The sequence below is a fragment of the Stenotrophomonas sp. 1278 genome, from assembly GCF_029892765.1.
Taxonomy (GTDB): domain Bacteria; phylum Pseudomonadota; class Gammaproteobacteria; order Xanthomonadales; family Xanthomonadaceae; genus Stenotrophomonas; species Stenotrophomonas indicatrix.
Genome location: NZ_JARXWD010000014.1, coordinates 1 through 25,567 on the forward strand (window position 1 = coordinate 1; position 25,567 = coordinate 25,567).

23 protein-coding genes are annotated in these 25,567 nt (G+C 67.5%); 17 read left to right on the forward strand and 6 right to left on the reverse strand.

The genetic code is table 11. The annotated features are described in order from the left end of the window. Positions 1 to 246: 246 nt before the first annotated feature. Positions 247 to 2,304, reverse strand: coding sequence for a bifunctional diguanylate cyclase/phosphodiesterase (locus M2299_RS13035; RefSeq protein ID WP_025873830.1), 2,058 nt, complete (start codon positions 2,302 to 2,304; stop codon positions 247 to 249). A 148-nt stretch (positions 2,305 to 2,452) separates the two neighbouring features. Between M2299_RS13035 and radA the strand changes: the two genes are divergently transcribed. The 4 genes from radA (at position 2,453) to M2299_RS13055 (ending at position 8,747) form a co-directional block, all read left to right on the forward strand. Then, positions 2,453 to 3,829, forward strand: coding sequence for a DNA repair protein RadA (gene radA / locus M2299_RS13040; protein WP_025873829.1), 1,377 nt, complete (start codon positions 2,453 to 2,455; stop codon positions 3,827 to 3,829). 132 nt (positions 3,830 to 3,961) lie between these two features. Then, the gene (locus M2299_RS13045) at positions 3,962 to 5,818 is read left to right on the forward strand and encodes an ATP-binding protein (protein WP_218788960.1); all 1,857 of its coding nucleotides are present in this window, start codon (positions 3,962 to 3,964) and stop codon (positions 5,816 to 5,818) included. A 51-nt stretch (positions 5,819 to 5,869) separates the two neighbouring features. Continuing rightward, on the forward strand, positions 5,870 to 8,176 hold the full coding sequence (locus M2299_RS13050; protein WP_280884489.1) for a tetratricopeptide repeat protein: 2,307 nt from the start codon (positions 5,870 to 5,872) through the stop codon (positions 8,174 to 8,176). 106 nt (positions 8,177 to 8,282) lie between these two features. Next, entirely contained in the window at positions 8,283 to 8,747 is a 465-nt protein-coding gene (locus tag M2299_RS13055) for a hypothetical protein (protein WP_059063500.1), read from the forward strand. Between the two features lie 69 nt (positions 8,748 to 8,816). Here the strand turns inward: M2299_RS13055 and ccsA are convergent, their stop codons facing one another. Then, positions 8,817 to 9,611: a cytochrome c biogenesis protein CcsA gene (ccsA, locus tag M2299_RS13060; RefSeq protein WP_099842139.1), complete on the reverse strand. Its 795-nt coding sequence runs from the start codon at positions 9,609 to 9,611 to the stop codon at positions 8,817 to 8,819. Between the two features lie 122 nt (positions 9,612 to 9,733). On the opposite strand from ccsA, the gene ffh reads away from it, so the two are divergent. The 11 genes from ffh (at position 9,734) to M2299_RS13115 (ending at position 17,240) form a co-directional block, all read left to right on the forward strand. Beyond that, positions 9,734 to 11,110 (forward strand): signal recognition particle protein, encoded by a 1,377-nt coding sequence (gene ffh / locus M2299_RS13065; protein WP_100435978.1) that lies wholly within the window; start codon positions 9,734 to 9,736, stop codon positions 11,108 to 11,110. 55 nt (positions 11,111 to 11,165) lie between these two features. Continuing rightward, positions 11,166 to 11,600: a hypothetical protein gene (locus tag M2299_RS13070; RefSeq protein ID WP_025873823.1), complete on the forward strand. Its 435-nt coding sequence runs from the start codon at positions 11,166 to 11,168 to the stop codon at positions 11,598 to 11,600. 88 nt (positions 11,601 to 11,688) lie between these two features. Continuing rightward, positions 11,689 to 12,765 (forward strand): nitronate monooxygenase, encoded by a 1,077-nt coding sequence (locus M2299_RS13075; protein ID WP_099842140.1) that lies wholly within the window; start codon positions 11,689 to 11,691, stop codon positions 12,763 to 12,765. Then, positions 12,762 to 13,544, forward strand: a complete 783-nt coding sequence (locus M2299_RS13080) for an aminotransferase class IV family protein (protein ID WP_280884490.1) — start codon at positions 12,762 to 12,764, stop codon at positions 13,542 to 13,544. Before M2299_RS13075 ends, M2299_RS13080 begins: the two co-directional genes overlap by 4 nt. Before the next feature lie 148 nt (positions 13,545 to 13,692). Further along, positions 13,693 to 13,953, forward strand: a complete 261-nt coding sequence (gene rpsP, locus M2299_RS13085) for a 30S ribosomal protein S16 (protein ID WP_025873821.1) — start codon at positions 13,693 to 13,695, stop codon at positions 13,951 to 13,953. Positions 13,954 to 13,998: 45 nt separating this feature from the next. Then, on the forward strand, positions 13,999 to 14,511 hold the full coding sequence (gene rimM, locus M2299_RS13090; protein WP_025873820.1) for a ribosome maturation factor RimM: 513 nt from the start codon (positions 13,999 to 14,001) through the stop codon (positions 14,509 to 14,511). 8 nt (positions 14,512 to 14,519) lie between these two features. After that, positions 14,520 to 15,278 (forward strand): tRNA (guanosine(37)-N1)-methyltransferase TrmD, encoded by a 759-nt coding sequence (trmD, locus tag M2299_RS13095; protein WP_099783269.1) that lies wholly within the window; start codon positions 14,520 to 14,522, stop codon positions 15,276 to 15,278. Between the two features lie 151 nt (positions 15,279 to 15,429). Further along, positions 15,430 to 15,831, forward strand: coding sequence for a 50S ribosomal protein L19 (gene rplS / locus M2299_RS13100; RefSeq protein ID WP_025873818.1), 402 nt, complete (start codon positions 15,430 to 15,432; stop codon positions 15,829 to 15,831). 81 nt (positions 15,832 to 15,912) lie between these two features. Continuing rightward, on the forward strand, positions 15,913 to 16,287 hold the full coding sequence (locus M2299_RS13105) for a DUF6404 family protein (protein WP_032976001.1): 375 nt from the start codon (positions 15,913 to 15,915) through the stop codon (positions 16,285 to 16,287). Between the two features lie 76 nt (positions 16,288 to 16,363). Continuing rightward, positions 16,364 to 16,798: a DUF1801 domain-containing protein gene (locus tag M2299_RS13110; RefSeq protein WP_099783273.1), complete on the forward strand. Its 435-nt coding sequence runs from the start codon at positions 16,364 to 16,366 to the stop codon at positions 16,796 to 16,798. Between the two features lie 34 nt (positions 16,799 to 16,832). After that, positions 16,833 to 17,240 (forward strand): DUF1801 domain-containing protein, encoded by a 408-nt coding sequence (locus M2299_RS13115; RefSeq protein WP_032976004.1) that lies wholly within the window; start codon positions 16,833 to 16,835, stop codon positions 17,238 to 17,240. Between the two features lie 82 nt (positions 17,241 to 17,322). Here M2299_RS13115 and M2299_RS13120 read toward each other — a convergent pair whose 3' ends face one another. After that, positions 17,323 to 18,795 (reverse strand): MATE family efflux transporter, encoded by a 1,473-nt coding sequence (locus tag M2299_RS13120; protein ID WP_280884491.1) that lies wholly within the window; start codon positions 18,793 to 18,795, stop codon positions 17,323 to 17,325. Between the two features lie 62 nt (positions 18,796 to 18,857). On the opposite strand from M2299_RS13120, the gene M2299_RS13125 reads away from it, so the two are divergent. Both M2299_RS13125 and M2299_RS13130 read left to right on the forward strand, forming a co-directional pair. Then, complete coding sequence (locus tag M2299_RS13125) at positions 18,858 to 19,097, forward strand: hypothetical protein (RefSeq protein WP_099842143.1); 240 nt, start codon at positions 18,858 to 18,860, stop codon at positions 19,095 to 19,097. Between the two features lie 9 nt (positions 19,098 to 19,106). Continuing rightward, positions 19,107 to 19,514, forward strand: coding sequence for an RNA-binding S4 domain-containing protein (locus M2299_RS13130; RefSeq protein ID WP_025873812.1), 408 nt, complete (start codon positions 19,107 to 19,109; stop codon positions 19,512 to 19,514). 333 nt (positions 19,515 to 19,847) lie between these two features. Here M2299_RS13130 and katG read toward each other — a convergent pair whose 3' ends face one another. From katG to mutS, 3 genes are all read right to left on the reverse strand, one after another. Then, entirely contained in the window at positions 19,848 to 22,088 is a 2,241-nt protein-coding gene (katG, locus tag M2299_RS13135; protein ID WP_099783277.1) for a catalase/peroxidase HPI, read from the reverse strand. 144 nt (positions 22,089 to 22,232) lie between these two features. Continuing rightward, entirely contained in the window at positions 22,233 to 22,856 is a 624-nt protein-coding gene (locus tag M2299_RS13140; protein WP_280884492.1) for a DUF937 domain-containing protein, read from the reverse strand. 119 nt (positions 22,857 to 22,975) lie between these two features. Further along, positions 22,976 to 25,567: a DNA mismatch repair protein MutS gene (gene mutS, locus M2299_RS13145; protein WP_117309834.1), complete on the reverse strand. Its 2,592-nt coding sequence runs from the start codon at positions 25,565 to 25,567 to the stop codon at positions 22,976 to 22,978.

Sequence of the window (25,567 nt, forward strand, 5' to 3'; positions counted from 1 at the left end):
CACGCCATGCGTGGATGCGGTTGCCGTTCAATGCACCCGGAGGATGCAGTAGATCCACGCCATGCGTGGATGCAGTTGCCGTTCAATGCACCCGGGGTATGCAGTAGATCCACGCCATGCGTGGATGCGGTTGCCGTTCAATGCACCCGGAGGATGCAGTAGATCCACGCCATGCGTGGATGCAGTTGCCGTTCAATGCACCCGGAGGATGCAGTAGATCCACGCCATGCGTGGATGCGGTTGCCTCTAACCCACCTTGCGCAGGAATTCCTCGGCCTCCATCGGCCGCCCCAGGTGGTAACCCTGCAGCTGGTCGCAGCCCAGCTCGCTCAGGTAATCGCGCTGGGCCTGGGTCTCCACGCCCTCGGCCACCACCTGCAGCTGCAGGGTACGGCCCAGCGCGATGATCGAGGACACGATGGCGGAGTCTTCGTCATTGCGTTCAAGGTCATGCACGAACGCCCGGTCGATCTTCAGCTCGGTGGCCGGCATGCGCTTGAGGTACAGCAGGCTGGAATAGCCGGTACCGAAATCATCGATGGCGATGTGCACGCCCATCGCGGTCAGGTCGTTGAGGATCGCCAGGCTGGCCTCGACATCCTTCATCGCCGTGGTTTCGGTGATCTCCAGGGTCAGCCGCGCCGGGTCGATGCGGTGCCGCTGCAGGACCGAACGCACGCTTTCAAGCAGGGCCGGCGAGGCGAACTGCAGCGGCGACAGGTTCACCGCCATCGTCCAATGGCTGTGTCCGCCGTCATGCCAGGCGCGCAGCTGCGCGCACGCCTGGTCCAGCACCCAGTCGCCGATCGGCAGGATCAGGCCGCTGCGCTCGGCGATGGGAATGAACACGTCCGGTGCCAGCAGGCCCAGTTCGGGGTGCTGCCAGCGCAGCAGCGCCTCGGCGCCGGTGGCCGGTGCATCGGCCGCCGGAAATTTCGGCTGGTAGTGCAGCAGCAGCTCGTTGCGCGCGATCGCCTTGCGCAGGTCCTGCAGCAGCCGCAGCTGGCGGTTGGCACTGAGCTGCATCGAGGGAATGAAGAAGGTGTAGCCGTTCCGGCCGGTTTCCTTGGTGTGGTACATCGCCGCATCGGCATGTGCCATCAACTCGCGTTCGTCGCTGGCATCGTCCGGATACAGGGCAATGCCCAGGCTGGCGGTGACCTGCAGCTCCGCCGCGTCCAGCACGAACGGTTCACCGGCCGCGGCGATCACCCGCTCGGCGACCACCGCCGCATCATCAGGTGCATCGATGGCCAGCACGATCACGAACTCGTCGCCGCCGAGGCGGGCGAGGGTGTCCTGCGGGCGCAGCTGCGCCCCCAGGCGCTGGGCCACCGCGACCAGCAGTCGGTCACCCAGCTGGTGGCCATAGGCATCGTTGACGGCCTTGAAGCCATCCAGGTCGCAGAACATCACCGCCACCGACTGCTGGCGGCGTTGCGCCTTCTCGATGGCCTGCTCGATGCGATCCTGCAGCAGCATGCGGTTCGGCAGCTGGGTCAGCGGGTCGTGCAGTGCGGCCTGGATCAGCTTGTCGTTGGCGTGCGCCAGGGAATCGGCCAGCAGGCCGGTGCGCACGCGCATCTGGCGGTCGAACAGCGAGGCCACCAGGGCGATGCCGAGCGTGGCCAGGGTGGTCACGATCACCAGCACTGCCAGCCAGCGGGGATCGATGCCGCCGCTGCCGATGGCGCCGCAGACGCTGCCTGGCGGGAAGCGCGCGGCGGCCATGCCGGTGTAGTGCATACCGACGATGGCCAGGCCCATCACCAGCGACGCCAGCATCCGCAGGCGCACCGTGTTGCGCTGTTCCACGCGCAGCCGGAAGGCAATCCACAGCGCTGCACCGGCAGCAGCGATGGCCACTGCGATCGACGCGGCAAACCAGCCGGGGTGGTAATCGATACCGGGCTGCATGCGCATGGCGGCCATGCCCAGGTAGTGCATGGCGGCGATACCCAGTCCCATCAGCACCGCACCCGCGGCCAGCCGCTGCAACGGCAGGCTGGGGCGCGACACCAGCCACAGCGCATAGGCCGAGGCGCCGATCGACACCGCCAGCGAATACAGGGTGATCGCCAGGTCGTAACCGACCGGAACCGGCAGCTTGAAGGCCAGCATCGCGATGAAGTGCATCGACCAGATGCCCAGGCCCATCGCGGCGGCACCGCCGGCCAGCCACCAGCGGGCGACCCGGCCCTGGGCCGTGGCCAGGCGGCCGGCCATATCCAGCGCGGTATACGATGCCAGCATGGCCACCAGCAACGAGATGGCGACCAGGCTCTGACTGTAACTACCAGTCATGTTGAATCCAGAGGAGGAGGGAGGGGCGCCCGCAAGGCGCACGCCCGCCACCGCTATCGGCACCGACGGGTGGGACTTGAGTGGTCGCAGCAGCTGCGACCCGGCTCGGCTATCCTGCCACGCTCGTTGCCCCTGCAGGAAATCTCCGATGGCCAAAGCCCGCACCGCGTATGTCTGCAATGAATGCGGCGCCGAATACAGCAAGTGGCAAGGCCAGTGCACCGAGTGCAATGCCTGGAACTCGCTGTCGGAAATCGTCCTTGAGAGCGCTGCGGCGGCCAAGGCGCCCGCCTCGCGCCGTGCCGGCTGGGCGGGCAAGATCGACCCGCCGAAGATCACCGCACTGAAGGACGTGGCGCAGACCGAACACAACCGGGTCAGCACCGGCATCGGCGAATTCGACCGCGTGCTGGGCGGCGGCCTGGTCGAGGGCGCGGTGGTGCTGGTCGGTGGTGATCCGGGCATCGGCAAATCCACCCTGCTGCTGCAGGCGGTGGCGAAGATGGCTGCGGTCCTGCCGGTGCTCTACGTCACCGGTGAAGAATCACTGGCCCAGGTCGCCGGCCGCGCGCATCGGCTGGAGCTGCCGCTGGAGGGCGTCAACGCGCTGGCCGAGACCGGTGTCGAATCCATCCTGCAGCACGCCACCAAGAGTGGGCCGCGGCTGATCGTGGCCGATTCGGTACAGACGCTCTGGACCGAGACGCTGACCGCCGCGCCCGGTTCGGTCAGCCAGGTGCGCGAGAGTGCCGCACGGCTGGTGCGCTTCGCCAAGGAAACCGGAACCGCCGTGTTCCTGGTCGGCCATGTGACCAAGGAAGGCGGCATCGCCGGCCCGCGCGTGCTGGAGCACATGGTCGATGCCGTGCTGTATTTCGAAGGCGAGAGCGGCAGCCGCTTCCGCCTGCTGCGCGCGTTCAAGAACCGCTTTGGTGCGGTCAACGAACTGGGCGTGTTCGCGATGGGCGACAAGGGCCTGAAGGAGGTCTCCAATCCGTCGGCGATCTTCCTTTCCGGTGCCAGCACGCACCAGCCGGGCAGCTGCGTGATGGTTACCCGCGAGGGCACCCGGCCGCTGCTGGTGGAAGTGCAGGCGCTGGTCGACGCCTCGCCGCTGTCCAATCCGCGCCGCGTGGCGGTGGGGCTGGAGCAGAACCGCCTGGCCATGCTGCTGGCGGTGCTGCATCGGCATGGCGGCGTGCTGGTCGGCGACCAGGACGTGTTCGTCAACGTGGTCGGCGGCATCCGCGTGCAGGAGACCGCCGCCGACCTGCCGGTGCTGCTGGCGGTTCTTTCCTCGCTGCAGGACCGTCCGCTGGCCGAGAAGACCATCGCATTCGGCGAAGTCGGCCTGTCCGGTGAGATCCGGCCGGTGCCCAACGGCGAGGATCGCCTGCGCGAGGCGGCGACCCACGGTTTCAAGCGCGCCATCGTGCCCAAGGCCAATGCCCCCAAGGGCGGCTCGGTGAAGGGCATGGAAGTGATCGCGGTCGAACGCCTGTCCGAGGCCATCGACGCGGCGTGACCGGGGCGGGTCCGTGCTCGGACCTGCAGATGCGGCCGACGGCACAGCAGCGGTCAGCCAGCCTGTGCTAGTTTTCCCGGCTCGACGAAGGCGCCCCCTGGCGCCTTTCCGTGGCAAGGAGTAATCGTTTACATGCAGGACCCGATGTTCAGCACCCCCGCCGCCGAAATCCGCCGCGCCGGGGTCGATCTCAATGGACTGATGACGGTGCTGGGCAAGCACCTGTATTCCACGCCGATGGTGGCGCTGCGCGAGCTTGTGCAGAACGCGCACGATTCGATCATCCGTCGCCGTATCGAGCAGCCCGGCATCCAGAGTGTGTCGCGCATCGACGTGCAGGTCGATGTCGCCGCCGGCGTGCTGCGCATCACCGATACCGGTGCCGGCCTGACCCGGCAGGAAATCCACGATTACCTGGCCACGGTCGGTGTCGGTTACACCCGGGGCCTGCGCCAGGACGGCGAGGACAATGAAGGCCTGATCGGCATGTTCGGCCTGGGTTTCCTGTCGGCCTTCGTATTGGCGCGCCGTGTCAGCGTGCGCACCACCTCGTACCAGGCGCCGCAGCTGGGCCACCTGTACGTGTCCAGCAACGCCGAGCAGTACACCGTCAGCGAAGTGCCGGCGCGCGCGATCGGCACCGAGGTCGAGCTGGAGCTGCATCCGGACTTCCTGCCGCTGGCCAACGAAGCGCGCCTGCACGAGGTGCTGGGCCGCTACTGCGCGCTGCTGTCCGAGCCGATCTTCATCGGTGCGGCGACGGCCGCGATCAATCCCGAACCGCCGCCGTGGCGCGGGCAGGGTGACGTCGCCCTGCATCCGGTGCAGGCACGCCGCCAGGCGCAGCAGTTCGCGGCCCGTTTCGAACACGATTTCGAGCCCATCGTGACGATGCCGCTGCAGCCCGATGGCAGCAGCGACGCCGTTGGCATGCTCTGGGTGCAGGACGGTGCCACCTACGGCACCAGCGACAACCGCAACCTGTCGGTGTTCGTGCGCGGCATGCTGCTGGACGACGATGCACGCGACCTGCTGCCGCCTTGGGCCGGTTTCATCGGCGGGGTGATCGAATCGTCGAAGCTGACCCCGACCGCCAGCCGCGAGGACCTGCAGCGCGATGACCACTATCGCGCCGTGCAGCACGCCCTGCTGGAAGCGCTGATCGATGGCCTGGCTGACGTCGCGCGGCAGCAGCCCGAAGCCTGGCGCCGCGTGCTCAGCCGCCACAACGAAGCCCTGCTCGGCGCGGCGCTGTGCGATGAGCGCCTGTTCGACCTGCTGCTGGAACACGTGCGGGTGCCGACTTCGCAGGGTGACCTGCCGGCCAGCGCGTTGCCGGCGCGCGGCGCAGTGCATGTGATCCTCGACAACGGTGGTGGCTTCGAGGAAATGCTGTTCCGCGCGATGGGCGTGCCGGTCGCGCATGGTCATCGCTACGCGGTGGTGCCGTTCCTGCGGCGCTGGGCCCAGGCCAAGGGCCTGCGCCTGGTCGAACTGGGTACCGAGCAGGGCAACCGCGCACTGTTCCGCACCGACGACAGCCTTGACGATACGCAGTTGGCCTGGCTGCGCGAACACCTGGGCGACGGCGAACAGCTGCTGCCCGCGCGGTTCAGCCCCGAGGCGTTGCCGGTGGTGGTGGTGCCCGACCGCGAAGCCGAACTGAAACAGCGCCTGGAAGACGACGAGAACGACAAGCGCGTATCGATGGCGGCACTGCGGCTGGCGCGCCAGTTCACCGCGCGCATCGAGGCGCGTGCGCCGTCGCGGCTGTACCTCAACCTGGACAATCCAGCGGTGCAGGCGTTGCTGCAGGCCCAGCGCGAGGGCCACCCGCAGGCCGGGGCGGCCGCGCGCCTGCTGCGATCGCTGAAGATCATCGTGTCCGCACAGGGCCGGCCGCTGCAGCAGAGCGCGGCGACGCCGGGCCCCGATCTCAATGGTGCATTTACCGACATTGCCGGTGCCCTGCAGCAGATGCTGCGCTGAGCACCGCTACTCCCTCTCATCCAGCCTTCGCTAGACAGGAGCATTACCCCCATGGATATCTGGAACTGGGTCGAAAAACTGCAGGAAGACCTGCGCCAGGCAGGCCAGGCGCAGAACGCCCACCTGCTGACCCGCCTTGCCGATGAAGTCAGTGAACTGCAGGTCGACCGCGTCGATGCACTGCTGCCCGAAGCGCGCGCGCTGGGCAAGGCGCTGGACAACCCCTGGGTCGACGTCTATGTCGGCCATTGGGCGCTGCGCAACCGCGTCGGCAACCGCGTGGAAGGCGAAAGCGCGCTGGGCGAGTCGGTGGCGCTGTTCGAGCGCGCACACCGTGCCGATACCCTGGACTGCCCGCAGTCGATCTGCGTCACCCAGGATCTTGCCGCCTGCTACGGCAACATCGATGGTCCGGGCTGGGTGCCCGAACGCATCGAGGTCTGCGACGAGACGCTGGGCCGCATCGACCCGAGCTGGGCCTGCTTCCAGTGCCTGAGCTGCGAGAAGGCCGACGCGCTGCTGGACGACGGCCGCGGCCAGGACGCGCTGGATTACCTGCAGGTGCAGGCGGCGGCGATCCAGGCGCGCGGCAAGGAAGTGTTCGACAGCTTCCCTGAAATGCAGATCAAGATCCTGCTGGCCAGCGGCCGTGCGCAGGAAGCGCTGGCGCTGATCGAGAAGCGCGAAGCCGAAGTGGCCGCTGCGGGCGAATACGAGCCAGCCAACTGCACGGTGCCGCGCCGGCTGTCCAAGGCCTGGGCACTGGCCCAGCTGGGGCGCGATGAAGAGGCGCTGCAGCAGCTGGTGCCATGGAGCGAGCTGACGCCGAATCACTGGCGGTTGTGGGCCAATACCGCTTCGACACTCTGCAGCCGTGATGCCACCCGCAACACCTGGGATCTGGGAACGCGCTTCAACACGATCATCGAGCACTTCGCCGCCGTCGGCGCGCATCGCCTGGTGATCGAGATCGCCGCGTTGAGCCTGGAGCTGGCCCTGCAGCGCGGTGCACGCTGGGTGGCGCAGCGCCAGCTGGGTCTGGCCCGCACCCATCTGGCGCAGCTGCGCCAGGACCGCGGCGCTGCCGCGCTGGTGGCCGGTCTGGCGGCACGCATCGAAGCGCTGCCGCAGATGGCGCCGCTGCCGGTGCCTGCCGCTGAGCTGCTGGCGTGGCTGGAAGCGCAGGGCGAACAGAATCAGTCGCGCGATCCCGAGCGCGAAGCGCAGTGGCTGCTGCAGGCGCACGCCGAGCGGCCGGACGACGGCGCGCTGGCCGAGGTCGCCGCCTCGGCGCTGCACGCATGTGGCGCGAAGACGGAAGCGCAGGCGCTGCTGTGGGGCTTCGTGCGCGGCCACGCGCAGGAAGACGGCGCGGCGGCCTACACGCTGATGCGTTGGCTGGCCGAGCAGGGCGATGATGATGGCCTGCGCAGGCTGGCCGCGACCTACCGCGACAGCGTGCCGGTGTTCGCGCACTGGTGCGAGGTGCAGCGTGCACGGCGCGCGTCCGACTGGCCTGCACTGGAACAGGCCGCGCAGGCGTTGCTGGCGTTGTCGCCAGGCTCGAACGGCGCACGCGGGACGCTTGCCCGCATGTACATGGAGACCGGCCGCTTCAGCGAAGCGCAGGCCTGCTATGCGCAGCTGGTGGAACTGCTGGAAGAGCCCAGTGCCGCGCATTGGGATCATATGAGTGCGGCCAGTGCGGCGCGCGACTGGGATGCGGTGCGCCGCTCGGCGGCAGCAATCGGCATGGAACTGTCCAGCCAGCAGGGCGTGGTCGAAGAGCCCTGGGGCTGGGTGATCATCCGCAGCGAAGAAGGCGGCGAGCCGATGGAGTACTACGCCCGCCGCAGCGGCCCGGTGACCGCGCGCATCGTCGAGAACGCACCGGCCAACCGCGCGCAGCAGGTGGGGGACTGGGTGGTATTCGACGCCGGCCTGGTACACCCCGCACCAGAGGACGAAGCGGAGCGCGAGCACTTCATTCCGACCTATGCGCAGGTGCATGTGCTGGAGCGGGGTGGTTTCGCGCGCAGCTGGCTGGTCGACGGCGCGCACCCGGGCGAGGAGGCATGGAACGCTTTCGTGGAGGCAGCCGAGGCACAGGGCTGGAAGGTGTGGTCGCACAGCCGTGCGGACTACACCGTGACCGATCCGGACGCGGAAGACGGGACGTTGCCGGGCCTGTTGTTCACCGTCGCCCAGCCGCAGGACCATGCGCCGCTGGCGCTGCACCGCTTCCTGCAGCAGGCCACGGCGGATTGGGCACATCCACACTGCTGGCTGCGCCTGGCCGAGGCCTGCGACCAGGACCGCCGGCCGCATCTGGACGCGATCGAACGGTACGGGTTGTAATCCCTGCCGCGCTGCGCGTTCGCCGGGCATGGCCCGGCGCTACTGGGCAACACACATGGGTAGCGCCGGCCATGCCCGGCGTCCTTCCACCACCAAGGAACTGGATATGCGAAAGACAGGGATGTGGGTGATCATCGGCCTGCTGCTGGCCCCCACCGTGCAGGCCGCGCCGGCCTGCCAGCAACCGGCTGACGTGGCGCGGGCCTTCTTCGAAGCGACCACCGGCAAGGGCGACCTGCTGGAGCCGCCGCAGGCACTGGTCAGTGCGGCGTTTGCCAAGGCGCTGCATGGCGAGCGTGCCTGCCAGGTGCGCGAAGAGGGCATCTGCACGCTCGATTCCGATCCGTGGCTGGACGCGCAGGACGGGGAGATCGACAGCCCGGTGCGCTACAGCTGGAAGCAGGCCTCGGCCACGGCCGGCCAGGTCGAAATGCGCTATCCGGTCTGGGGCAAGGCCTACGTGACCCGCGTGCCGATGGTGCGCAAAGGGGAGGGCTGCTGGCAGGTCGACGACATCCTCACCAACAGCGGTCGCTCGGTGCGCAGGATCCTGGCCCAACCGCTGCCTTGAGCATCCGGGGCATCCACGCACGGCGTGGATCTACCGTGCTCCGATTGCCGGCCGCTGGCCGGCACGCCTCTAGCGCGAATGCCCGAACACCAGCTCGATCACGAACTGGCTGCCGAAGAACGCCAGCAGCAGCAACAGCATCGCCGTCAGCGTCCAATGCACGGCCTTCGTGCCGCGCCAGCCATAGCGGCGGCGGCCGATCAGCAGCACGCCGAACACGATCCACGACAGCACGCTCAGCACCGTCTTGTGCACCAGCTTCTGCGCCAGCAGGTCGTCGACGAACAGCACGCCGGTAACCAGGGTCAGGGTCAGCAGGGCGAAGCCGACGGTGATCACCCTGAACAGCAGCGATTCCAGATCGGCCATCGGCGGCAGCGCACGCAGCCACGGACGGAATTCACGGCGCCGCAGCGCACGCTCCTGCAGCCACAGCATGATCGCCAGCAGCGCGGCGACGCTCAGCGTGGCGTAGGCCAGCAGTGCCAGCCAGGCGTGGCTGGCCAGGCGCCAGCCCAGCACCTTGCTCGGTTCATGGCCGTAGCCGTGGTAGACCACCAGCAGCAGCGCGGCTAGGGGGAACACCACTACGCCCAGAGTGGACATGCGCCCGCGCGCGCCCACCAGCGAGGTCAGCCAGGCCATTCCCAGGCCGACCAGCGACAACGCGGCGAAGAAGTGCATGTCCGGGCCGCCGGTCGTGCGCATCGCCACCAGCACGTGGTAACCGCCATGCAGCAGCATCGCCGGCAGCGCAGGCCACAGCCACGCGGGCGAGGTCACCCCGTCGTTGCGACCAAGGGCGCGCACCAGCAGGGCGCTGGCGGCCAGGTAGAGCAGGACGGCGATGAGAACGATTGTCATCGTTGAAGTTTCGCATACCCCCGCGGTGCTGGCGACGGGCGTGGCGTCGCAGTCCGGCGAGCGCGGTGGACCCGTTATACTGTGGGCCTTATTGTCCCCCGCTTTCAGACAGGTTGCGCCGCATGTTCGAGTCCCTGACCCAGCGCCTTTCCGGCACCATCGAGCGCCTGCGCGGCCGTGGCCGCCTGACCGAAGAGAACATCCGCGAGGCGACCCGCGAGGTCCGCATCGCCCTGCTTGAAGCCGACGTCGCGCTGCCGGTGGTGCAGGCCCTGATCGAACGCATCAAGGTGCGTGCTGTCGGCCAGGAAGTGCTGAAGTCGCTGACCCCGGGCCAGGCCCTGATCAAGGTCGTGCGCGACGAGCTGACCGCGGTGATGGGCGCCGAAGCCAGCGACCTGAACCTCAACGTTCCCGCGCCGGCCATCATCCTGATGGCGGGCCTGCAGGGCGCCGGCAAGACCACCACGGTCGGCAAGCTGGCCAAGCACCTGAAGGAAAAGCGCAAGAAGAAGGTGATGGTGGTCTCGGCCGACGTCTACCGTCCGGCGGCGATCGAGCAGCTGAAGACGCTGGCCGACCAGGTGGGCGTGCTGTTCTTCCCGTCCAGCGCCGAGCAGAAGCCGGAAGCCATCGTCCGCGCCGCCATCGATGACGCGCGCAAGTCGTTCGTCGACGTGCTGCTGGTCGATACCGCCGGCCGCCTGGCCATCGACGAAGCGATGATGGCCGAGATCAAGGCCCTGCACGCTGCGGTCAACCCGGCTGAAACGCTGTTCGTGGTCGATGCCATGACCGGCCAGGACGCGGCCAATACCGCCAAGGCCTTCGGTGATGCGCTGCCGCTGACCGGCGTGGTCCTGACCAAGACCGACGGTGACGCCCGTGGCGGCGCCGCGCTGAGCGTGCGCTACATCACCGGCAAGCCGATCAAGTTCGTCGGTGTCAGCGAAAAGCCGGACGGCCTGGACGTGTTCCACCCGGACCGTATTGCCAGCCGCATCCTCGACATGGGCGACGTGCTGTCGCTGGTCGAGCAGGTCGAGCAGCAGGTCGACAAGGACAAGGCGCAGAAGCTGGCCGAGAAGGTCGCCAAGGGCAAGAAGTTCGATCTGAACGACATGCGCGACCAGCTCGAGCAGATGCAGAACATGGGCGGCATCGGCGGCCTGATGGACAAGCTGCCGGGCCTGGGCCAGATTCCCGAGCACCTCAAGCAGCAGGTCAGCCAGGGCAAGGAAGTGCCGCGCATGATCGCCATCATCGGCTCGATGACCAAGAAGGAACGGCGCAACCCGAACCTGCTCAATGGCTCGCGTCGCGCCCGCATCGCCAAGGGCTCGGGCGTGACCCCGGCCGACGTCAACAAGCTCATGAAGCAGTACATGCAGATGGAAAAGATGATGAGCAAGATGGCCGGTGGCGGCATGAAGGGCATGATGCGCAGCATGAAGGGCATGATGGGCGCCATGGGCGGCCGTGGCATGCCGTTCCGCTGAGCGCGCGCTGTATCGGACGCTTGAACAACCCACGGAATCAATCAAAGGAATGTGCATGAACAAGTCGATCGTGGTGATGGCGCTGGCCCTGGGCCTGGTTGCCTGCAAGGACGACACCTCCGTGTCGCAGAAGGCCGGTAGTGCCATCAGTGGTACCGCTGCCGATTTCGTCGCCGGGCTGGGCGAGGGCGTGGACAAGCGCATGAACGTGACGCTGCAGGCCGATCCGGGCCTGGCCGCGCAGGGCCTCACCGTCACCCTCGGCAAGAGCCGTGGCATGGGCTCCAAGGACGCGGCGGTGTACGTGGTGGCCGACAAGGCCTTCAAGGGCAAGCTGGTGGCGCGTGCGCTGGATGCCGAGGGCACCGAGATCGGTCGCGCCAGCGCCGAGGAAGAGTTTGCCGCTGATGACGCGCGCTACGTGACGTTCAAGTTCAACGAAGAAATGGACAGCCAGCTGGTCCGCACCTACGCGGTGTCTGCACGCTGAGCCGGGCGGGAGCGGATCGCCCGGGGCGACGCTCCCGTCCACAGTGTCTGGCGTATGCTGGCAGCGACTCCTCCCACAGGTGCGTCGCGTGAGCCTTTCGCCGATTCTCGAACGCGCCGACGATTTCTGTCGGCGTTTTTCATTGCAGCTGCCGATCCTGCTGGCACCGATGGCCGGTGCCTGTCCGGTTCCGCTTTCCGCCGCGCTGGCCAACGCCGGCAGCATGGGCGCGATGGGGGCCGTGTTGTCGCCGGCGGCGGATATCGGTCGCTGGATGCAGGACTTCCGTGCAGCGTCCAGCGGGCCGGCGCAGGTGAACCTGTGGCTGCCCGATCCCGCGCCGGTGCGCGATGTGGCCGCCGAGGCCGCCACGCGTGCGTTCCTGGGCCAGTGGGGGCCGGAGGTTGCGGCCAGCGCAGCGGATGCCACGCCTGCCGATTTCGAGGAGCAGTTCAGTGCGCTGCTGGCGGCACGGCCGGCGGTGGCCTCGACCATCATGGGCGTGCTGTCGCCGCGTCATGTGCAGCAGTTGAAGGATGCGGGCATCGCCTGGATCGCCTGCGCTACGACGCTGGCCGAAGCGCGTGCTGCGCAGGACGCAGGTGCTGACGCGGTGGTCGCACAGGGCGCCGAAGCCGGCGGCCATCGCGGCGCCTTCGATCCGATGCGTGCAGAGCAGCAGCTGGTCGGCCTGTTCGCACTGCTGCCGCGGCTGGCGGACAACCTGGATATTCCGGTGATCGCTGCGGGCGGAATCGGCGACGGTCGCGGCATTGCTGCTGCCTTGATGCTCGGGGCCAGTGCCGTGCAGATCGGCACGGCCTTCCTGCGCACACCCGAAGCAGCGGTGGCGCCGGCATGGGCCGATGCGTTGGCCCGCAGCGAACCCGAAGACACCTGGCCGACGCGCGCGTTCAGTGGGCGCCTTGGCCGCGGCCTGGCGACTGCCTACGTGCGTGCAGCTGCTGCCGAGGGCGCACCCGCGCCGCGCCCGTACCCGGTGCAGCGTGGCCTGACTGGACCGATGCGCAAGCAGGCCACGCAGGAAAACCGGCTTGCTGCGATGCAGGCCTGGGCCGGGCAGTCGGCGTGGATGGCACCGGCAGCGCCGGCCGCTGACGTGCTGCGTGGCATGTGGGAACAGGCGCAGGCGCTGCTGCGATGACGGTGACCTGCAACGGCGCAACGGCGCGGGCCGAAGACCTGCTGCCGGCGCTGACCAACTACGGCCACTTCACCTCGTTGCAGGTGCGCGGCAACGCGGTGCAGGGTCTTGATCTGCATCTGCAGCGGCTGGCCAAGGCAACGCAGGAACTGTTCGGCAGCGCGCTCGCTATCGCGCAGGTGCAGGCGTGGATGGCGCAGGCGCTGCAACAGGCCAGCCAGGTCGACGCATCGATGCGGGTCACCGTGTTCTCGCGCCGTTTCGATTTCCGCGCGCCGCTGGCAAGCGTGCCGGTGGATGTACTGGTTGCCGTCTCCGCGCCGGTCGCGCTGACCGCGCCGAAACGCGTGCGCAGCGCGACATGGCAGCGAGAGCTGCCGCAGATCAAGCATGTCGGTACGTTTGGCCTGTTCGCCCAGCGACGTGCCGCGTTGGCAGCGGGTTTCGACGATGCGCTGTTCGTCACTGCCGACGGGCAGATCAGCGAGGGCACCACCTGGAACCTGGCCGTGCATGACGGCGAACACCTGATCTGGCCACAGGCGCCTGCGCTGCGGGGAACCGCTGAAGCGCTGCTGCAGGCGGGCTGGGTGGGCCCACAGCAGACCCGGCCGTTGCGGCTGGATGAGCTGGCCGGCATGCGGGCGGCTTTCGCCTGCAACGCCAGTGGGGTGTGGGCGCTGGACGCCATCGACGGTCAGGTGCTGCCGGGTTCGCAGGCCTTGGCCGAACAGGGCAGGGCGGTGTTGGCCCGGGTGCCCTGGCAGTCGCTTTCCTGAATGGAACCGTTGGAGTCAGAACCCTTTTGCTCGGTAAAAGGGATCTGACCCCGGGGTAGACGCCCGGGGTTGGCTCGGCCGGACTCTGCCGCTATAATCGCCCGCTTACCGCGCCATCCTGGCGACTGGGCAATAGGAAAAAACCACCATGGTCAAGATTCGACTGACCCGCGGCGGCGCCAAGAAGCGTCCGTTCTACCACATCATCGTCACCGACGTCCGCAGCGCCCGCGACGGCCGCAACATCGAGCGCGTTGGCTTCTACAACCCGGTTGCACAGGGTGGCGAGAAGCGCATCGAGCTGGACCTGGCCCGCGTTGACCATTGGGTCAAGAACGGCGCCCAGCCGACCGAGAAAGTTCGCAACCTGATCAAGGAAGCGAGCAAGTCCCAGGCCGCTGCGGCCTGATCCTGACGGGCCGCGCCCTGGTGCGGCCCATCTGATTGAACGCAGATGAAAGATAACGAGCGCCGCATCCTGCTTGGCAGGATTGTCGGCGCTTTTGGTGTGCGCGGCGAAATAAAGCTCGAGTCCTGGACCGAGCCGCGTTCCGCTATTTTCCGTTACCAACCGTGGATCCTGCGCAGCCCCAACGGGCAGGAATCGACGCTTGAAGGCGCCCGTGGCCGGGATACCGGCAAGCATCTGGTGGCCCGTTTCCCGGGCATCGAGGATCGCGACACGGTCGAGGCGATGCATGGCACCGAGGTCTTCGTGGCCCGAAGTGCGCTGCCGCCGCCGAATGCCGACGAGTATTACTGGGTCGATCTGGAAGGCCTGGATGTGAAGACCGTCGAAGGCGTTGCCCTCGGCCAGGTCTCGCACCTGTTCAGTACCGGCGCCAACGATGTGGTGGTCGTACGCGGCGATCGCGAGCGGATGATTCCGTTCGTCGTGCCGGAGTTCGTCAAATCCGTCGACTTCGAGGCCAATCTGGTCGTGGTCGACTGGGACCCCGAGTTCTGAGTGTGAGCATGCGTTTCGACGTCATCACCCTGTTCCCCGATTTCCTCGCCCAGTCCGCTGGGCTGGGTGTGGTCGGCCGTGCGCAGGAAAAGGGATTGTTCAGCCTGCATGGCTGGAATCCCCGTGATTACGCCGAGGGCAACTACCGCCGGGTGGACGATCGTCCGTTCGGCGGTGGCCCGGGCATGGTGATGCTGATCGAGCCGCTGCAGGCGTGCCTGCAGGCGATCCGTGAGGCCGATCCGACGCCTGCGCGGGTGATCCATCTCAGCCCGCAGGGCGCGCCGTTGACCCAGGCCAAGGTGCGGGAACTGGCGGCATTGCCGCGCATGGTCCTGGTCTGCGGCCGCTATGAAGGCATCGACGAGCGCTTCCTGGCCGCCAATGTCGATGAGGAGATTTCCCTCGGCGACTATGTGCTGTCCGGCGGCGAGCTGGGGGCGGCGGTCATCATCGACGCGGTGGCCCGGCTGCAGGAGGGCGCCTTGAATGATGCCGAATCCGCGGCGCAGGACAGTTTCGAGGGCGACCTCGGCCTGCTCGACTGCCCGCATTACAGCCAGCCGGCCCAGCATCCGCTGGGGGACGTGCCGGACGTGCTGCGCTCGGGCAACCATGCCGCCATCGCCGCCTGGCGCCGGCAGCAGTCGTTGATCCGTACCGCACAGCGGCGCCCGGACCTGCTGGATGAACAGGCGCTGGGCAAGGCCGACCGCAAGCTGCTGGCCCTGGCCCGCCAGGTCCCGGCGGAAAAGGGCAAGGTCTAGCGCCAGCCCTGCTTTATCGGCTATCATGGCCAATTACGCCGGCCCCGGCCGGTGCGCAGTACCCAAAACAAACGTGCAGCACAGTCCGGTGACTGCATGAGCCCACGCTGTCGAATGACACGCCCACCCGAACAATGAATCGGTGTAACCCATGAGCAAGCTGAACAAGTCCATCGTCGCGGAATTCGAATCCGCCCAGATCACCCGCGAACTGCCGCAGTTCAGCCAGGGCGACACCATTGTCGTCAACGTGAAGGTGAAGGAAGGTACCCGCGAGCGCGTGCAGGCCTATGAAGGCGTTGTCATCGCGACCAAGAACGGCGGCCTGAACTCCTCGTTCACCGTGCGCAAGATCTCGCACGGCTACGGCGTCGAGCGCGTGTTCCAGACCCACAGCGCCATCATCGACTCGGTCGAAGTGAAGCGCCGTGGTAAGGTCCGCGCCGGCAAGCTGTACTACCTGCGTGGCCTGGAAGGCAAGGCTGCCCGCATCAAGGAAGATCTGGCTGCTGCTGCTGCCGCCAAGGCTGCCCGTCTGGCAACCAAGGGCTGATAAACAACTTCGGTTGTTGCCGCGACGGCCGCCTTTGGGCGGCCGTTTGCGTTTGTGGTGCCGCCTCGTTAGTTTCAATGGATGGATGAGAGCGACCATCGATACCCGGCGGACATCCAGGTGGCGCTGCGCTTCCTGGACCGTTCCGGGGTGCCACGGAGGGAAGCGGCCCCCTTGCTGCACCGCATGCTGTGGCGGCTGGGTGTCGCGCTTCCGCCGCCGATACTGGCCGGTTTCCTGACCAATACGCTGCTGCAGGGCCTGCTGTTTGGCGTGTTCTGGACGGTACTGATGTGGCTGCTGTTGTGGCAGGGCAGGGCCCCGGCGCTGGAACTGCTGTTGCTTGCCGGGGTGGCGGCAGGCGTGATGTTCGGCCTGGTGATGGCCACCCTGATGTGGTTCCTGCGCGGGGCCCGCAAGCTGCCCACCTGGCGGCAGTTCCGCAGCAGCCTCTGAGACCATGGCGCAGTGCGCCGTGACCGCTGCCGGGCGGCGGCGTACGCTCGGGCCTTCACCCCTCATGGCCCCTGCGATGCCCGCCAAGCGACCTGCCAGCAGTGCCGCGCCGAAGCTGCTGTCCGGCGGTAACCCGCAGATCGCCAAGGGTGAGGGCGATGCGCCCGTGCAGGCTTATATCGCTGCCATGCCGGACTGGAAACGGGCCGTTGGTGAGCGTCTGGACGCCCTGATCGAACAGGCCGTACCCGGCGTGCACAAGGCAGTGAAATGGAACTCGCCGATGTACGGCGTTGCTGCCGGCGAGGGCTGGTTCCTCAGCTTCCATTGCTTCGCCCGCTACATCAAGGTCGCGTTCTTCCGCGGCGCGCTGTTGCAGCCTGTTCCGCCTGAACCGTCCAAGAGCGCCGACACGCGCTACCTGCACATCCTTGAGGGCGAGCCGCTGGACGAGGCGCGGTTCCTCGACTGGGTGCGACAGGCCAGCCAGCTGCCTGGCGAACGCATGTAATCCCCCAGGTTCTTTCCCCGAACGAGACCACGCGATGGCCACGCAGAAGTCCGATCCCGCAGATGCCGCTCTCCCCGCTGCCGCCCTGATTGACGCCCGCATCGCCGAGCTCCCTGATTGGCGCGGCGACATCCTCGCCCGCGTGCGCGCGCTGATCCACGAGGCGCTGCCGGACGTGGAGGAAACCTGGAAATGGCGCGGCACACCGGTGTGGGAACACAACGGCATCCTGTGCACCGGCGAAACCTACAAGCAGGCGGTGAAGCTGACCTTCGCCCACGGCGCCGCGTTGCCGGACCCGAAGCGCCTGTTCAATGCCAGCCTGGAAGGCGGCACACGCCGCGCGATCGACATCCACGAAGGCGGCATGCCCAACGCCGCGGCGCTGAAAGCACTGCTGCGCGCCGCCGCCAGGCACAACGCGGAAAAGAAAAAGCGGTAGTGCCGGCCGCTGGCCGGCAATCCCATGGACTTCCCAGGTATCGCGCGGTTGCCGGCCAGCGGCCGGCACTGCCGGTGCATGTTCAACGCGGTGGAATGGTTTCCAGTGCCGCATCCGGGTCGGCCACCGGCGAAGGCGGGCAGGCGGGAATCTCCGAGGGCGTGGCGAGTTCTTCGGCATGCACCGGTGTACTGATCATCCTCGCCTTGCGCCAGCCACCCCAGCGGTAATACGCCAGCGACAGCAGCATCGACACCAGCGAACCGGCCGGGAAACTCCACCAGATCGCATCGGCACCCCAGTACGGCTGCAGGAATTCGGCGAACGGCACGCGCACGCCCCACAGCGACGCGGCCAGGATCAGCAGCGGTGGCAGCACCGCGCCAGTGGAGCGCACCACGCCGGAGATCACGAAGCTGACGCCGAAGAACAGGAACGAACCGATCACGATGTGGTTCAGGTGCCGCGCGATCTGCAGCGACTCGCTGCCCTGCGGCAGGAACAAGGCCAGCGAATACTGGTCCAGCAGCACCAGCGGCAGGATCAACGCGCCGGTCAGCAGGAAGTTGAACGCGATGCCCTGGCGTGCGGTACCGCGCACGCGATCCCAGCGCTGCGCACCGACATTCTGCGCGGCCATCGACGAACACGCCGCACCGATCGCCATCGCCGGCATCTGCACGTAGTTCCACAGCTGCAGCGATGCACCGTAGGCTGCGCCGGTGTCAGTGCCGTACTGGTTGACCATGGTCATCAGCATGATCACCGACAGCGAGATCAGCACCATCTGCAGGCCCATCGGCACGCCCTTGACCACCAGCGCGCGCAGGATGGTCATGTCCAGCTTGAACAGGTGGATGTCGGCGCGACCCAGCCACAGCGTGTGCCGCTTGTGCCGCATGTACAGCAGCAGGCCGGCCAGCGACAGCGTCTGCGACACCAGCGTGGCCCAGGCTGAGCCGGCGATGCCCAGTTCCGGGAACGGCCCCATGCCGAAGATCAGCACCGGGTTCAGGGCGATGTCCAGCACCACCGACACCAGCAGGAAGCGGAAGGGCGTGCGCGAATCGCCGGCACCGCGCAGCGCCGCACTGAGGAAGGCGAAGGCGTACAGCGTTGGCATCGCCAGGAAGATGATGCGCAGGTAGGCCTCGGCCAACGGCAGCGAGGCGGCGGGCGTGCCCATCGCCGCCAGCAGCGGGTGGGCCAGGAACCAGCCGGCGATGGCGATGATCACCGACAGGCCGATGAAGAACGTGGCGCTGGTGCCGACCACGCGTCGTGCCTGGGCGATGTCGCGCGCACCGATGGCCTGGCCGATCAGGATGGTCGAGGCCATGCCGAAGCCGAACACCGAACCGATCAGGAAGAACATGATGTTGTTGGCGTTCGCGGTCGCGGTCAGTGCCGCTTCGCCAAGGAAGCGCCCCACCCATACCGCATTCACCGAGCCGTTCAGCGACTGCGCGATGTTGCCTGCCAGGATCGGCAGCGCGAACAGCAGCAGGTTGCGGCCGATCGGGCCGGAGGTCAGGTCAAGCGGCGCTTTGGCCATGGAGTGGTGATCGATTCCCGGGAGGCGCACACTAGCATCAAGCCGGTTTGCAGGATGTGGCAATGCATCAACCACAACAGGCGATGCGGATGATCGTGGCGGCCTTGATCGCAGCGACACTGGCCGCATGTTCGTCGGGTGACCGGCTGGGCGATACCCAGGTGCGGCCGACCGACCGCCCCGAGTGCCTGGTCGGCAGCCAGCGCCAGGACCTGGCGGCCGGCACGCCGGCATTGATCGGGGGCAGCGGCTGCCGCACCGACCCCGACAATCCGCGCCCCCTGAACAAGCGAACGGAGTAGTCCCCACCGATGTCCGAGCTTTCCCCGTTGGCGCCCAGCGTCCGTCTGGACATCTGGTTGTGGGCGGCCCGCTTCTTCAAGACCCGCAGCCTGGCCAAACAGGCGATCGAGACCGGCAAGGTATCCGTGGCCGGGCAGCGTCCGAAATCCTCGCGCGCGGTACGCGTGGGAGAGCAGCTGCTGGTCGATCGCGGTGAAGAACACTTCGAGATCCAGGTGCTGGGCCTGAGCGACCAGCGCGGTCCGGCGCCGGTGGCGCAGCAGTTGTATGCCGAGAGCGAAGCCTCCAAGGCCCGCCGTGCCGAACAGCGTGCGCTGCGCATTGCCGCGCGTGATGGCTACCAGGCACCGGAGCACAAGCCGGACAAGCGCGCACGCCGGTTGATCCGCGCATTGGGTGATATCGACGCCCTGTGACGGCGCCGCCCGGGCGCTGGTAGTCGCCCACCTTGGTGGGCGTTGCGCCATGTGCCGACCAAGGTCGGCATCCACCGGGTAAAGACCCCGCAGCAGAGTCTGGTAGTCGCCCACCTTGGTGGGCGCAGTGCCATGTGCCAACCAAGGTTGGCATCCACCGGGTAAAGACCCCGCAGCAGAGTCTGGTAGTCGCCCACCTCGGTGGGCGCTGTGCCATGTGCCGGCCAAGGTCGGCATCCACCGGGTAAAGACCCCGCAGCGGGGTCGGGTAGTCGCCCACCTTGGTGGGCGCAGTGCCATGTGCCAACCAAGGTTGGCACATGGCATATCCGGTCAACCGTGCAGGTCGTAGCGATCCAGCTCCATCACCCGGGTCCAGGCGGCGATGAAATCCTGCACGAACTTCTTCTCGCCATCGGCGCTGGCGTAGACCTCGGCCAAGGCGCGCAGCACGGCGTTGGAGCCGAACACCAGGTCGGCACGGGTGCCGGTCCAGCGCGCAGCGCCATCGCTGCGGCCGCGGCCTTCATAGCTTTCGCGACCGGTCGCCTTCCAGGTGGTGCCCATGTCCAGCAGGTTGACGAAGAAGTCGTTGCTCAGCGTGCCGGGACGGCTGGTGAACACGCCGTGCCTGCCGCCGTCAGCATTGGCGCCGAGCACGCGCAGGCCACCGACCAGGGCGGTCATTTCCGGTGCGGTGAGGGTCAGCAGCTGAGCCTTGTCGATCAGCAGCGCCTCACCCGGCACGCTGTAAGCGCCCTTGAGGTAGTTGCGGAAACCATCGGCAGCCGGTTCCAGCACCGCGAACGATTCGACGTCGGTCTGTTCCTGGCTGGCATCGGTGCGGCCCGGAGTGAACGGCACGCTCAGGTCATGGCCGCCGGCCTTCGCTGCCTGCTCGATGCCGACGCCACCGGCCAGCACGATCAGGTCGGCCAGCGACACCTGCTTGCTGCCCGCGCCGTTGAACTCGGCCTGGACCTTTTCCAGCGCGGCCAGCACCTTGGCCAGCTGCTGCGGCTGGTTCACCGCCCAGTCCTTCTGCGGTGCCAGGCGCACGCGTGCACCATTGGCGCCACCGCGCTTGTCCGAACCGCGGAAGGTCGAGGCCGAGGCCCACGCCGTGGACACCAGCTCGGCCACGCTCAGGCCGGTCGCTGCGATCTTCTGCTTCAGCGCGGCGATGTCCTTGGCATCGATCAACGGGTGCCTGGCTTCCGGCACCGGATCCTGCCAGATGAATTCCTGGGCCGGAATCTCCGGGCCGAGATAGCGCGCACGTGGGCCCATGTCGCGATGGGTCAGCTTGAACCAGGCGCGGGCGAAGGCATCGGCGAAGGCCTGCGGATCAGCAAGGAATTTCCGCGAGATCTTTTCGTAGGCCGGGTCCATGCGCAGCGACAGGTCGGTGGTCAGCATGGTCGGGCGGTGCTTCTTCGACGGGTCGTGCGCATCGGGAATCACTGCGTCCGCATTCTTGGCGACCCACTGGTGCGCGCCGGCCGGGCTCTTGCTCAGCTCCCATTCGTTGCCGAACAGGATCTCGAAGAAGTCGTGGCTCCACTGCGCGGGGGTGCGGGTCCAGGTGACTTCCAGGCCGCTGGTGATGGTGTCGCCGCCCTTGCCACTGCCGAAGCTGTTGGCCCAGCCCAGGCCCTGGCTTTCCAGGCCCGCTGCTTCCGGTTCCTTGCCGACGTTGTCGGCCGGGCCGGCACCATGGGTCTTGCCGAAACTGTGGCCACCGGCGATCAGGGCGACGGTTTCCTCATCGTCCATCGCCATGCGGCCGAAGGTGTCGCGGATGTCATGCGCGGCCAGCACCGGATCGGGATTGCCATCCGGGCCTTCCGGGTTCACATAGATCAGGCCCATCTGTACCGCGGCCAGCGGGTTTTCCAGTTTGCGCGAGTGCACATCGCCATCAGCGTCGTCATCGGACACCAGCACGCCGTGGTCCTCTTGCACGCCCTCCGAGCCGTGCTTGTAACGCACGTCGCCACCGAGCCAGGTGGTCTCGCGGCCCCAGTACACGTCCTGGTCCGGCTCCCAGGTATCGGGACGGCCGCCGGCAAAGCCGAGCGTCTTGAAGCCCATCGACTCCAGTGCGACGTTGCCGGTCAGGATCAGCAGGTCGGCCCAGGAAATGGCTTGGCCATATTTCTGCTTGATCGGCCACAGCAGGCGCCGCGCCTTGTCCAGGCTGACGTTGTCCGGCCAGCTGTTGAGCGGAGCGAAGCGTTGCTGGCCACGACCACCGCCACCACGGCCGTCATCGATGCGGTAGGTGCCGGCGCTGTGCCAGGCCATGCGGATGAACAGGCCGCCGTAGTGGCCGAAGTCGGCTGGCCACCAGTCCTGCGAGTCGGTCATCAACGCCTTCAGGTCGGCCTTCAGGGCGCTGTAGTCCAGCCCGTTGAAGGCCTTGGCGTAGTCGAAGCCCGCATCAAGGGGATTGGAGCGCGTGGAGTGCTGGTTGAGCAGATCCACGCGCAGCTGGTTCGGCCACCAGTCGCGGTTGGTCGTCGCATCACCGACGACGGCATGGTTGAACGGGCACTTCGCTTCGCTTTTCATGGGTCTCTACCTGTGGGCTGGCGAATGAGGGAATCAGATCGCTTACCCACCATAGGCATCGCCTAATGATGGGTAAATTCGATTGATTCAACCGATGCGATAGTGGCTGCCTATGGCTGGCGGCGCTTGCATCGTTGTGCGCGATCAGCGCTTGAGCAGGCCCGCGCCGAGCTTGAACAGATCGCTGGCGCCGAACTGGCCATCGCCGTCCTGATCGAGCGCACCGCCGAGCAGGCTGCCGATGCCGCCGCCGGATTGCTGTGCTTCCTGCCCCAGGGCCTGGCTGAGCTGGCCGGCGTTGCCGCTCTGGGCAAACCGCTGGGCCAGGAACGACATGACGATGGGGGCCAGGATCGCCAGCAGCTGGCTGGACCTGCCGCTGTCCAGGCCGGTCTTCTGGCCCAGCACTTCGGCCGCCTGCGAGGTCTGCCCACCGAACACGTAGCCGAGGATGCCGGCACCGTTGGTGGCGTTGCCGCCGCCACCGCCCATCACCGCGCCGAGGATGCTGCCGATGTCGAAACCGCTGCCAGCACCGCCACCGCCGCCCGAACCGAGGTGGTCGCGCTGCAGGGCATTGAGGAGGGACTGCGCACCCTGCGGCTCGCTGGCGTTCTGGCCCATCGCGCCGAGCAGCAGCGGCAGCGCGCTGCCGACGGCCTGGGTAGCCTGGCTGCTGTCCAGGCCGAGCTGCTGCGAGACCTGCTGCAGGCCCTGGCCCTGCTGCAGCTGCTGGAAAAGGGATGCAGCAAGGGATTCGGTGTTCATGGCGGTCTCCGGTCTGTGAAGGACGAACCGCCCGAGCATAACGCCGTGTACACGACGGCAATGCGAAGGCTTCATGGCGGGCGTCCGCCGGGCAGGGCCGGCGGAACCTGCGGCCTGCCTTACAGCAGCGCCTTCAACCGGTACAGCGCTTCCAGTGCCTGCTTCGGGGTCAGCTCGTCCGGGTCGATCGCGGCCAGCGCCTCCTGCGCCTTGTTCGGCGGGGCGGCAAACAGCCCGAACTGCTGCGGGGCATCCAGCGCCTGCGGGGCGAGTTCGGCGGCATGGCTTTCGCCACCGCGTTGTTCCAGCTCGGCCAGGCGTCGGCGCGCCTGTGCCACGGTGGCACGCGGCAGGCCGGCCAGGGCGGCCACCTGCAGGCCGAAGCTGCGGTTGGCCGGACCGTCCTTCACTGCATGCATGAACACCAGTGCTTCGCCGTGCTCGACGGCATCCAGATGCACGTTGGCGATGCCGCTGCGGCCGCCCTCGTGCTGTTCGTCGGCCAACGCGGTCAGTTCGAAGTAATGGGTCGCAAACAGCGTGTAACAGCGGTTTTCGTAGGCGAGGTGGCGCGCTACCGCGTCGGCCAGGGCCAGGCCGTCGTAGGTGGACGTGCCGCGGCCGATCTCGTCCATCAGCACCAGTGAATGCGCGGTGGCGTGATGCAGGATGTAGCTGGTTTCGGCCATCTCGACCATGAAGGTCGACTGCCCGCGGGCAAGGTCGTCGCCTGCGCCGATGCGGGTCAGGATGCGGTCGATCGGGCCGATCAGCGCACGGCTGGCCGGCACGAAGCTGCCGATGTGGGCCAGCAGCACGATCAGCGCGTTCTGCCGCATGTAGGTCGATTTACCGCCCATGTTCGGGCCGGTGATGACCAGCATGCGACGGTCCGGGTGCAGGTCCAGGTCGTTGGGCTCGAACGGCTGGTCACGCACCGCTTCCACTACCGGATGGCGGCCGCGCTCGATCTTCAGGCACGGCTCGGCCTGCAGCTCCGGGCGCGCCCAGTCCAGCGCCTGCGCACGTTCGGCGAAGGCTGCCAGCACGTCCAGTTCGCTGAGTGCGGCAGCACACTGCTTGAGCGGCTCCAGTTGGGTGCCCAGCGTGTCCAGCAGCTGCTCGTACAGGTACTTTTCGCGCGACAGCGAACGGTCGCGGGCGGACAGCACCTTGTCTTCGAACGCCTTCAGTTCTTCGGTGATGTAGCGCTCGGCGTTGGTCAGTGTCTGCCGGCGGGTGTAATGCACCGGCGCACGGTCGGACTGGCCCTTGCTGATTTCGATGTAGTAGCCATGCACACGGTTGTAGCCGACCTTCAGGGTGGCGATGCCGCTGCTCTCGCGCTCGCGCTGCTCCAGGTCGACCAGGAACTGGTCGGCGTGGGTCGACAGTCGGCGCAGCTCATCCAGCTCGGCGTCGAAGCCATCGGCCAGCACGCCACCATCGCTGAGCTTGAGCGGCGGCATGTCGGCGATCGCGCTGGCCAGCAGGTGGGCGCATTCGTCGTGTTCGCCGAGCGCGGCGTGCAGGGTCTGCAGGCGCGGTGAATCCAGCGGTGCCAGCACCTCGCGTACGGCCGGCAGCAGGCCGAGGCCATCGCGCAGGGTGGAGAAGTCGCGCGGCCGTGCCGAGCGCAGGGCAACGCGGGTGAGGATGCGTTCAAGGTCGCCGAGGCGGCGGAACTGTTCGCGGATATCTGCGTCCGCGCCACGGTCGATCAGTGTTTCCACCGCGTGGTGGCGCTGCACCAGCACCTCGCGCAGGCGCAGCGGCCGATGCAGCCAGCGGCGCAGCAGGCGGCCGCCCATCGGCGTCACCGTGCTGTCGAGCACGCCGAGCAGGGTATTGCGGGTATCGCCGTCGACGCGGGTGTCCAGCTCCAGATGGCGCCGCGTTGCCGCGTTCATCGCGATCGCTTCGCCGGCGGTTTCCATCGAGATGGACGTAAGGTGCGGCAGGCGCTGCTTCTGGGTTTCCTCGACGTAGCCGAGCAGGGCGCCGGCAGCGGCCGTGGCGCGCGGCTTGTCGTCGATGCCGAAGCCGCTCAGGTCATGCAGCTTGAAGAAGTTCAGCAGCTGGCGGCGACCACTGTCGGCGTCGAACAGCCATGGTGCGCGGCGACGCACGCCGCTGCGCTGGCGCAGGAACTCCGGCCAGTTCTCCTCATCCGGCACCAGCAGTTCGGCCGGCTCCAGGCGCGCGAGTTCGGCTTCCAGCGCGTCATCGGTGTCCACTTCGTTGACCAGGAAACGGCCGCCGGCCAGGTCGGCCCAGGCCAGGCCATAGCCGCTCTTGTTGCGCGACAGGGCCATCAGCAGGGTGTCGCGACGCTCGTCCAGCAGCGCTTCGTCGGTGACCGTGCCGGGGGTGACGATGCGCACCACCTTGCGTTCGACCAGCCCCTTGGCCAGTGCCGGGTCGCCGATCTGTTCACAGATCGCCACCGATTCGCCCAGCGCGACCAGTCGTGCCAGGTAGCCCTCGTAGGCGTGCACCGGCACGCCGGCCATCGGAATCGGTGCACCACCGGAGCTGCCGCGCTGGGTCAGGGTGATGTCGAGCAGGCGCGCGGCCTTGCGCGCGTCGTCGTAGAACAGCTCGTAGAAGTCGCCCATGCGGAAGAACAGCAGCAGGTCCGGGTAGTCGGACTTGGCTGCGAAGAACTGCTTCATCAGCGGGGTGTGTTCGGCGGACTTGTCTTTGGACAT

Bases quoted from the DNA above. Each gene is read 5' to 3' on its own strand.
- M2299_RS13035 (WP_025873830.1), bottom strand. From the start codon at position 2,304: ATGACTGGTAGTTACAGTCAGAGCCTGGTCGCCATCTCGTTGCTGGTG.
- radA (WP_025873829.1), top strand. From the start codon at position 2,453: ATGGCCAAAGCCCGCACCGCGTATGTCTGCAATGAATGCGGCGCCGAA.
- M2299_RS13045 (WP_218788960.1), top strand. From the start codon at position 3,962: ATGCAGGACCCGATGTTCAGCACCCCCGCCGCCGAAATCCGCCGCGCC.
- M2299_RS13050 (WP_280884489.1), top strand. From the start codon at position 5,870: ATGGATATCTGGAACTGGGTCGAAAAACTGCAGGAAGACCTGCGCCAG.
- M2299_RS13055 (WP_059063500.1), top strand. From the start codon at position 8,283: ATGCGAAAGACAGGGATGTGGGTGATCATCGGCCTGCTGCTGGCCCCC.
- ccsA (WP_099842139.1), bottom strand. From the start codon at position 9,611: ATGACAATCGTTCTCATCGCCGTCCTGCTCTACCTGGCCGCCAGCGCC.
- ffh (WP_100435978.1), top strand. From the start codon at position 9,734: ATGTTCGAGTCCCTGACCCAGCGCCTTTCCGGCACCATCGAGCGCCTG.
- M2299_RS13070 (WP_025873823.1), top strand. From the start codon at position 11,166: ATGAACAAGTCGATCGTGGTGATGGCGCTGGCCCTGGGCCTGGTTGCC.
- M2299_RS13080 (WP_280884490.1), top strand. From the start codon at position 12,762: ATGACGGTGACCTGCAACGGCGCAACGGCGCGGGCCGAAGACCTGCTG.
- rpsP (WP_025873821.1), top strand. From the start codon at position 13,693: ATGGTCAAGATTCGACTGACCCGCGGCGGCGCCAAGAAGCGTCCGTTC.
- rimM (WP_025873820.1), top strand. From the start codon at position 13,999: ATGAAAGATAACGAGCGCCGCATCCTGCTTGGCAGGATTGTCGGCGCT.
- trmD (WP_099783269.1), top strand. From the start codon at position 14,520: ATGCGTTTCGACGTCATCACCCTGTTCCCCGATTTCCTCGCCCAGTCC.
- rplS (WP_025873818.1), top strand. From the start codon at position 15,430: ATGAGCAAGCTGAACAAGTCCATCGTCGCGGAATTCGAATCCGCCCAG.
- M2299_RS13105 (WP_032976001.1), top strand. From the start codon at position 15,913: ATGGATGAGAGCGACCATCGATACCCGGCGGACATCCAGGTGGCGCTG.
- M2299_RS13110 (WP_099783273.1), top strand. From the start codon at position 16,364: ATGCCCGCCAAGCGACCTGCCAGCAGTGCCGCGCCGAAGCTGCTGTCC.
- M2299_RS13115 (WP_032976004.1), top strand. From the start codon at position 16,833: ATGGCCACGCAGAAGTCCGATCCCGCAGATGCCGCTCTCCCCGCTGCC.
- M2299_RS13120 (WP_280884491.1), bottom strand. From the start codon at position 18,795: ATGGCCAAAGCGCCGCTTGACCTGACCTCCGGCCCGATCGGCCGCAAC.
- M2299_RS13125 (WP_099842143.1), top strand. From the start codon at position 18,858: ATGCATCAACCACAACAGGCGATGCGGATGATCGTGGCGGCCTTGATC.
- M2299_RS13130 (WP_025873812.1), top strand. From the start codon at position 19,107: ATGTCCGAGCTTTCCCCGTTGGCGCCCAGCGTCCGTCTGGACATCTGG.
- katG (WP_099783277.1), bottom strand. From the start codon at position 22,088: ATGAAAAGCGAAGCGAAGTGCCCGTTCAACCATGCCGTCGTCGGTGAT.
- M2299_RS13140 (WP_280884492.1), bottom strand. From the start codon at position 22,856: ATGAACACCGAATCCCTTGCTGCATCCCTTTTCCAGCAGCTGCAGCAG.
- mutS (WP_117309834.1), bottom strand. From the start codon at position 25,567: ATGTCCAAAGACAAGTCCGCCGAACACACCCCGCTGATGAAGCAGTTC.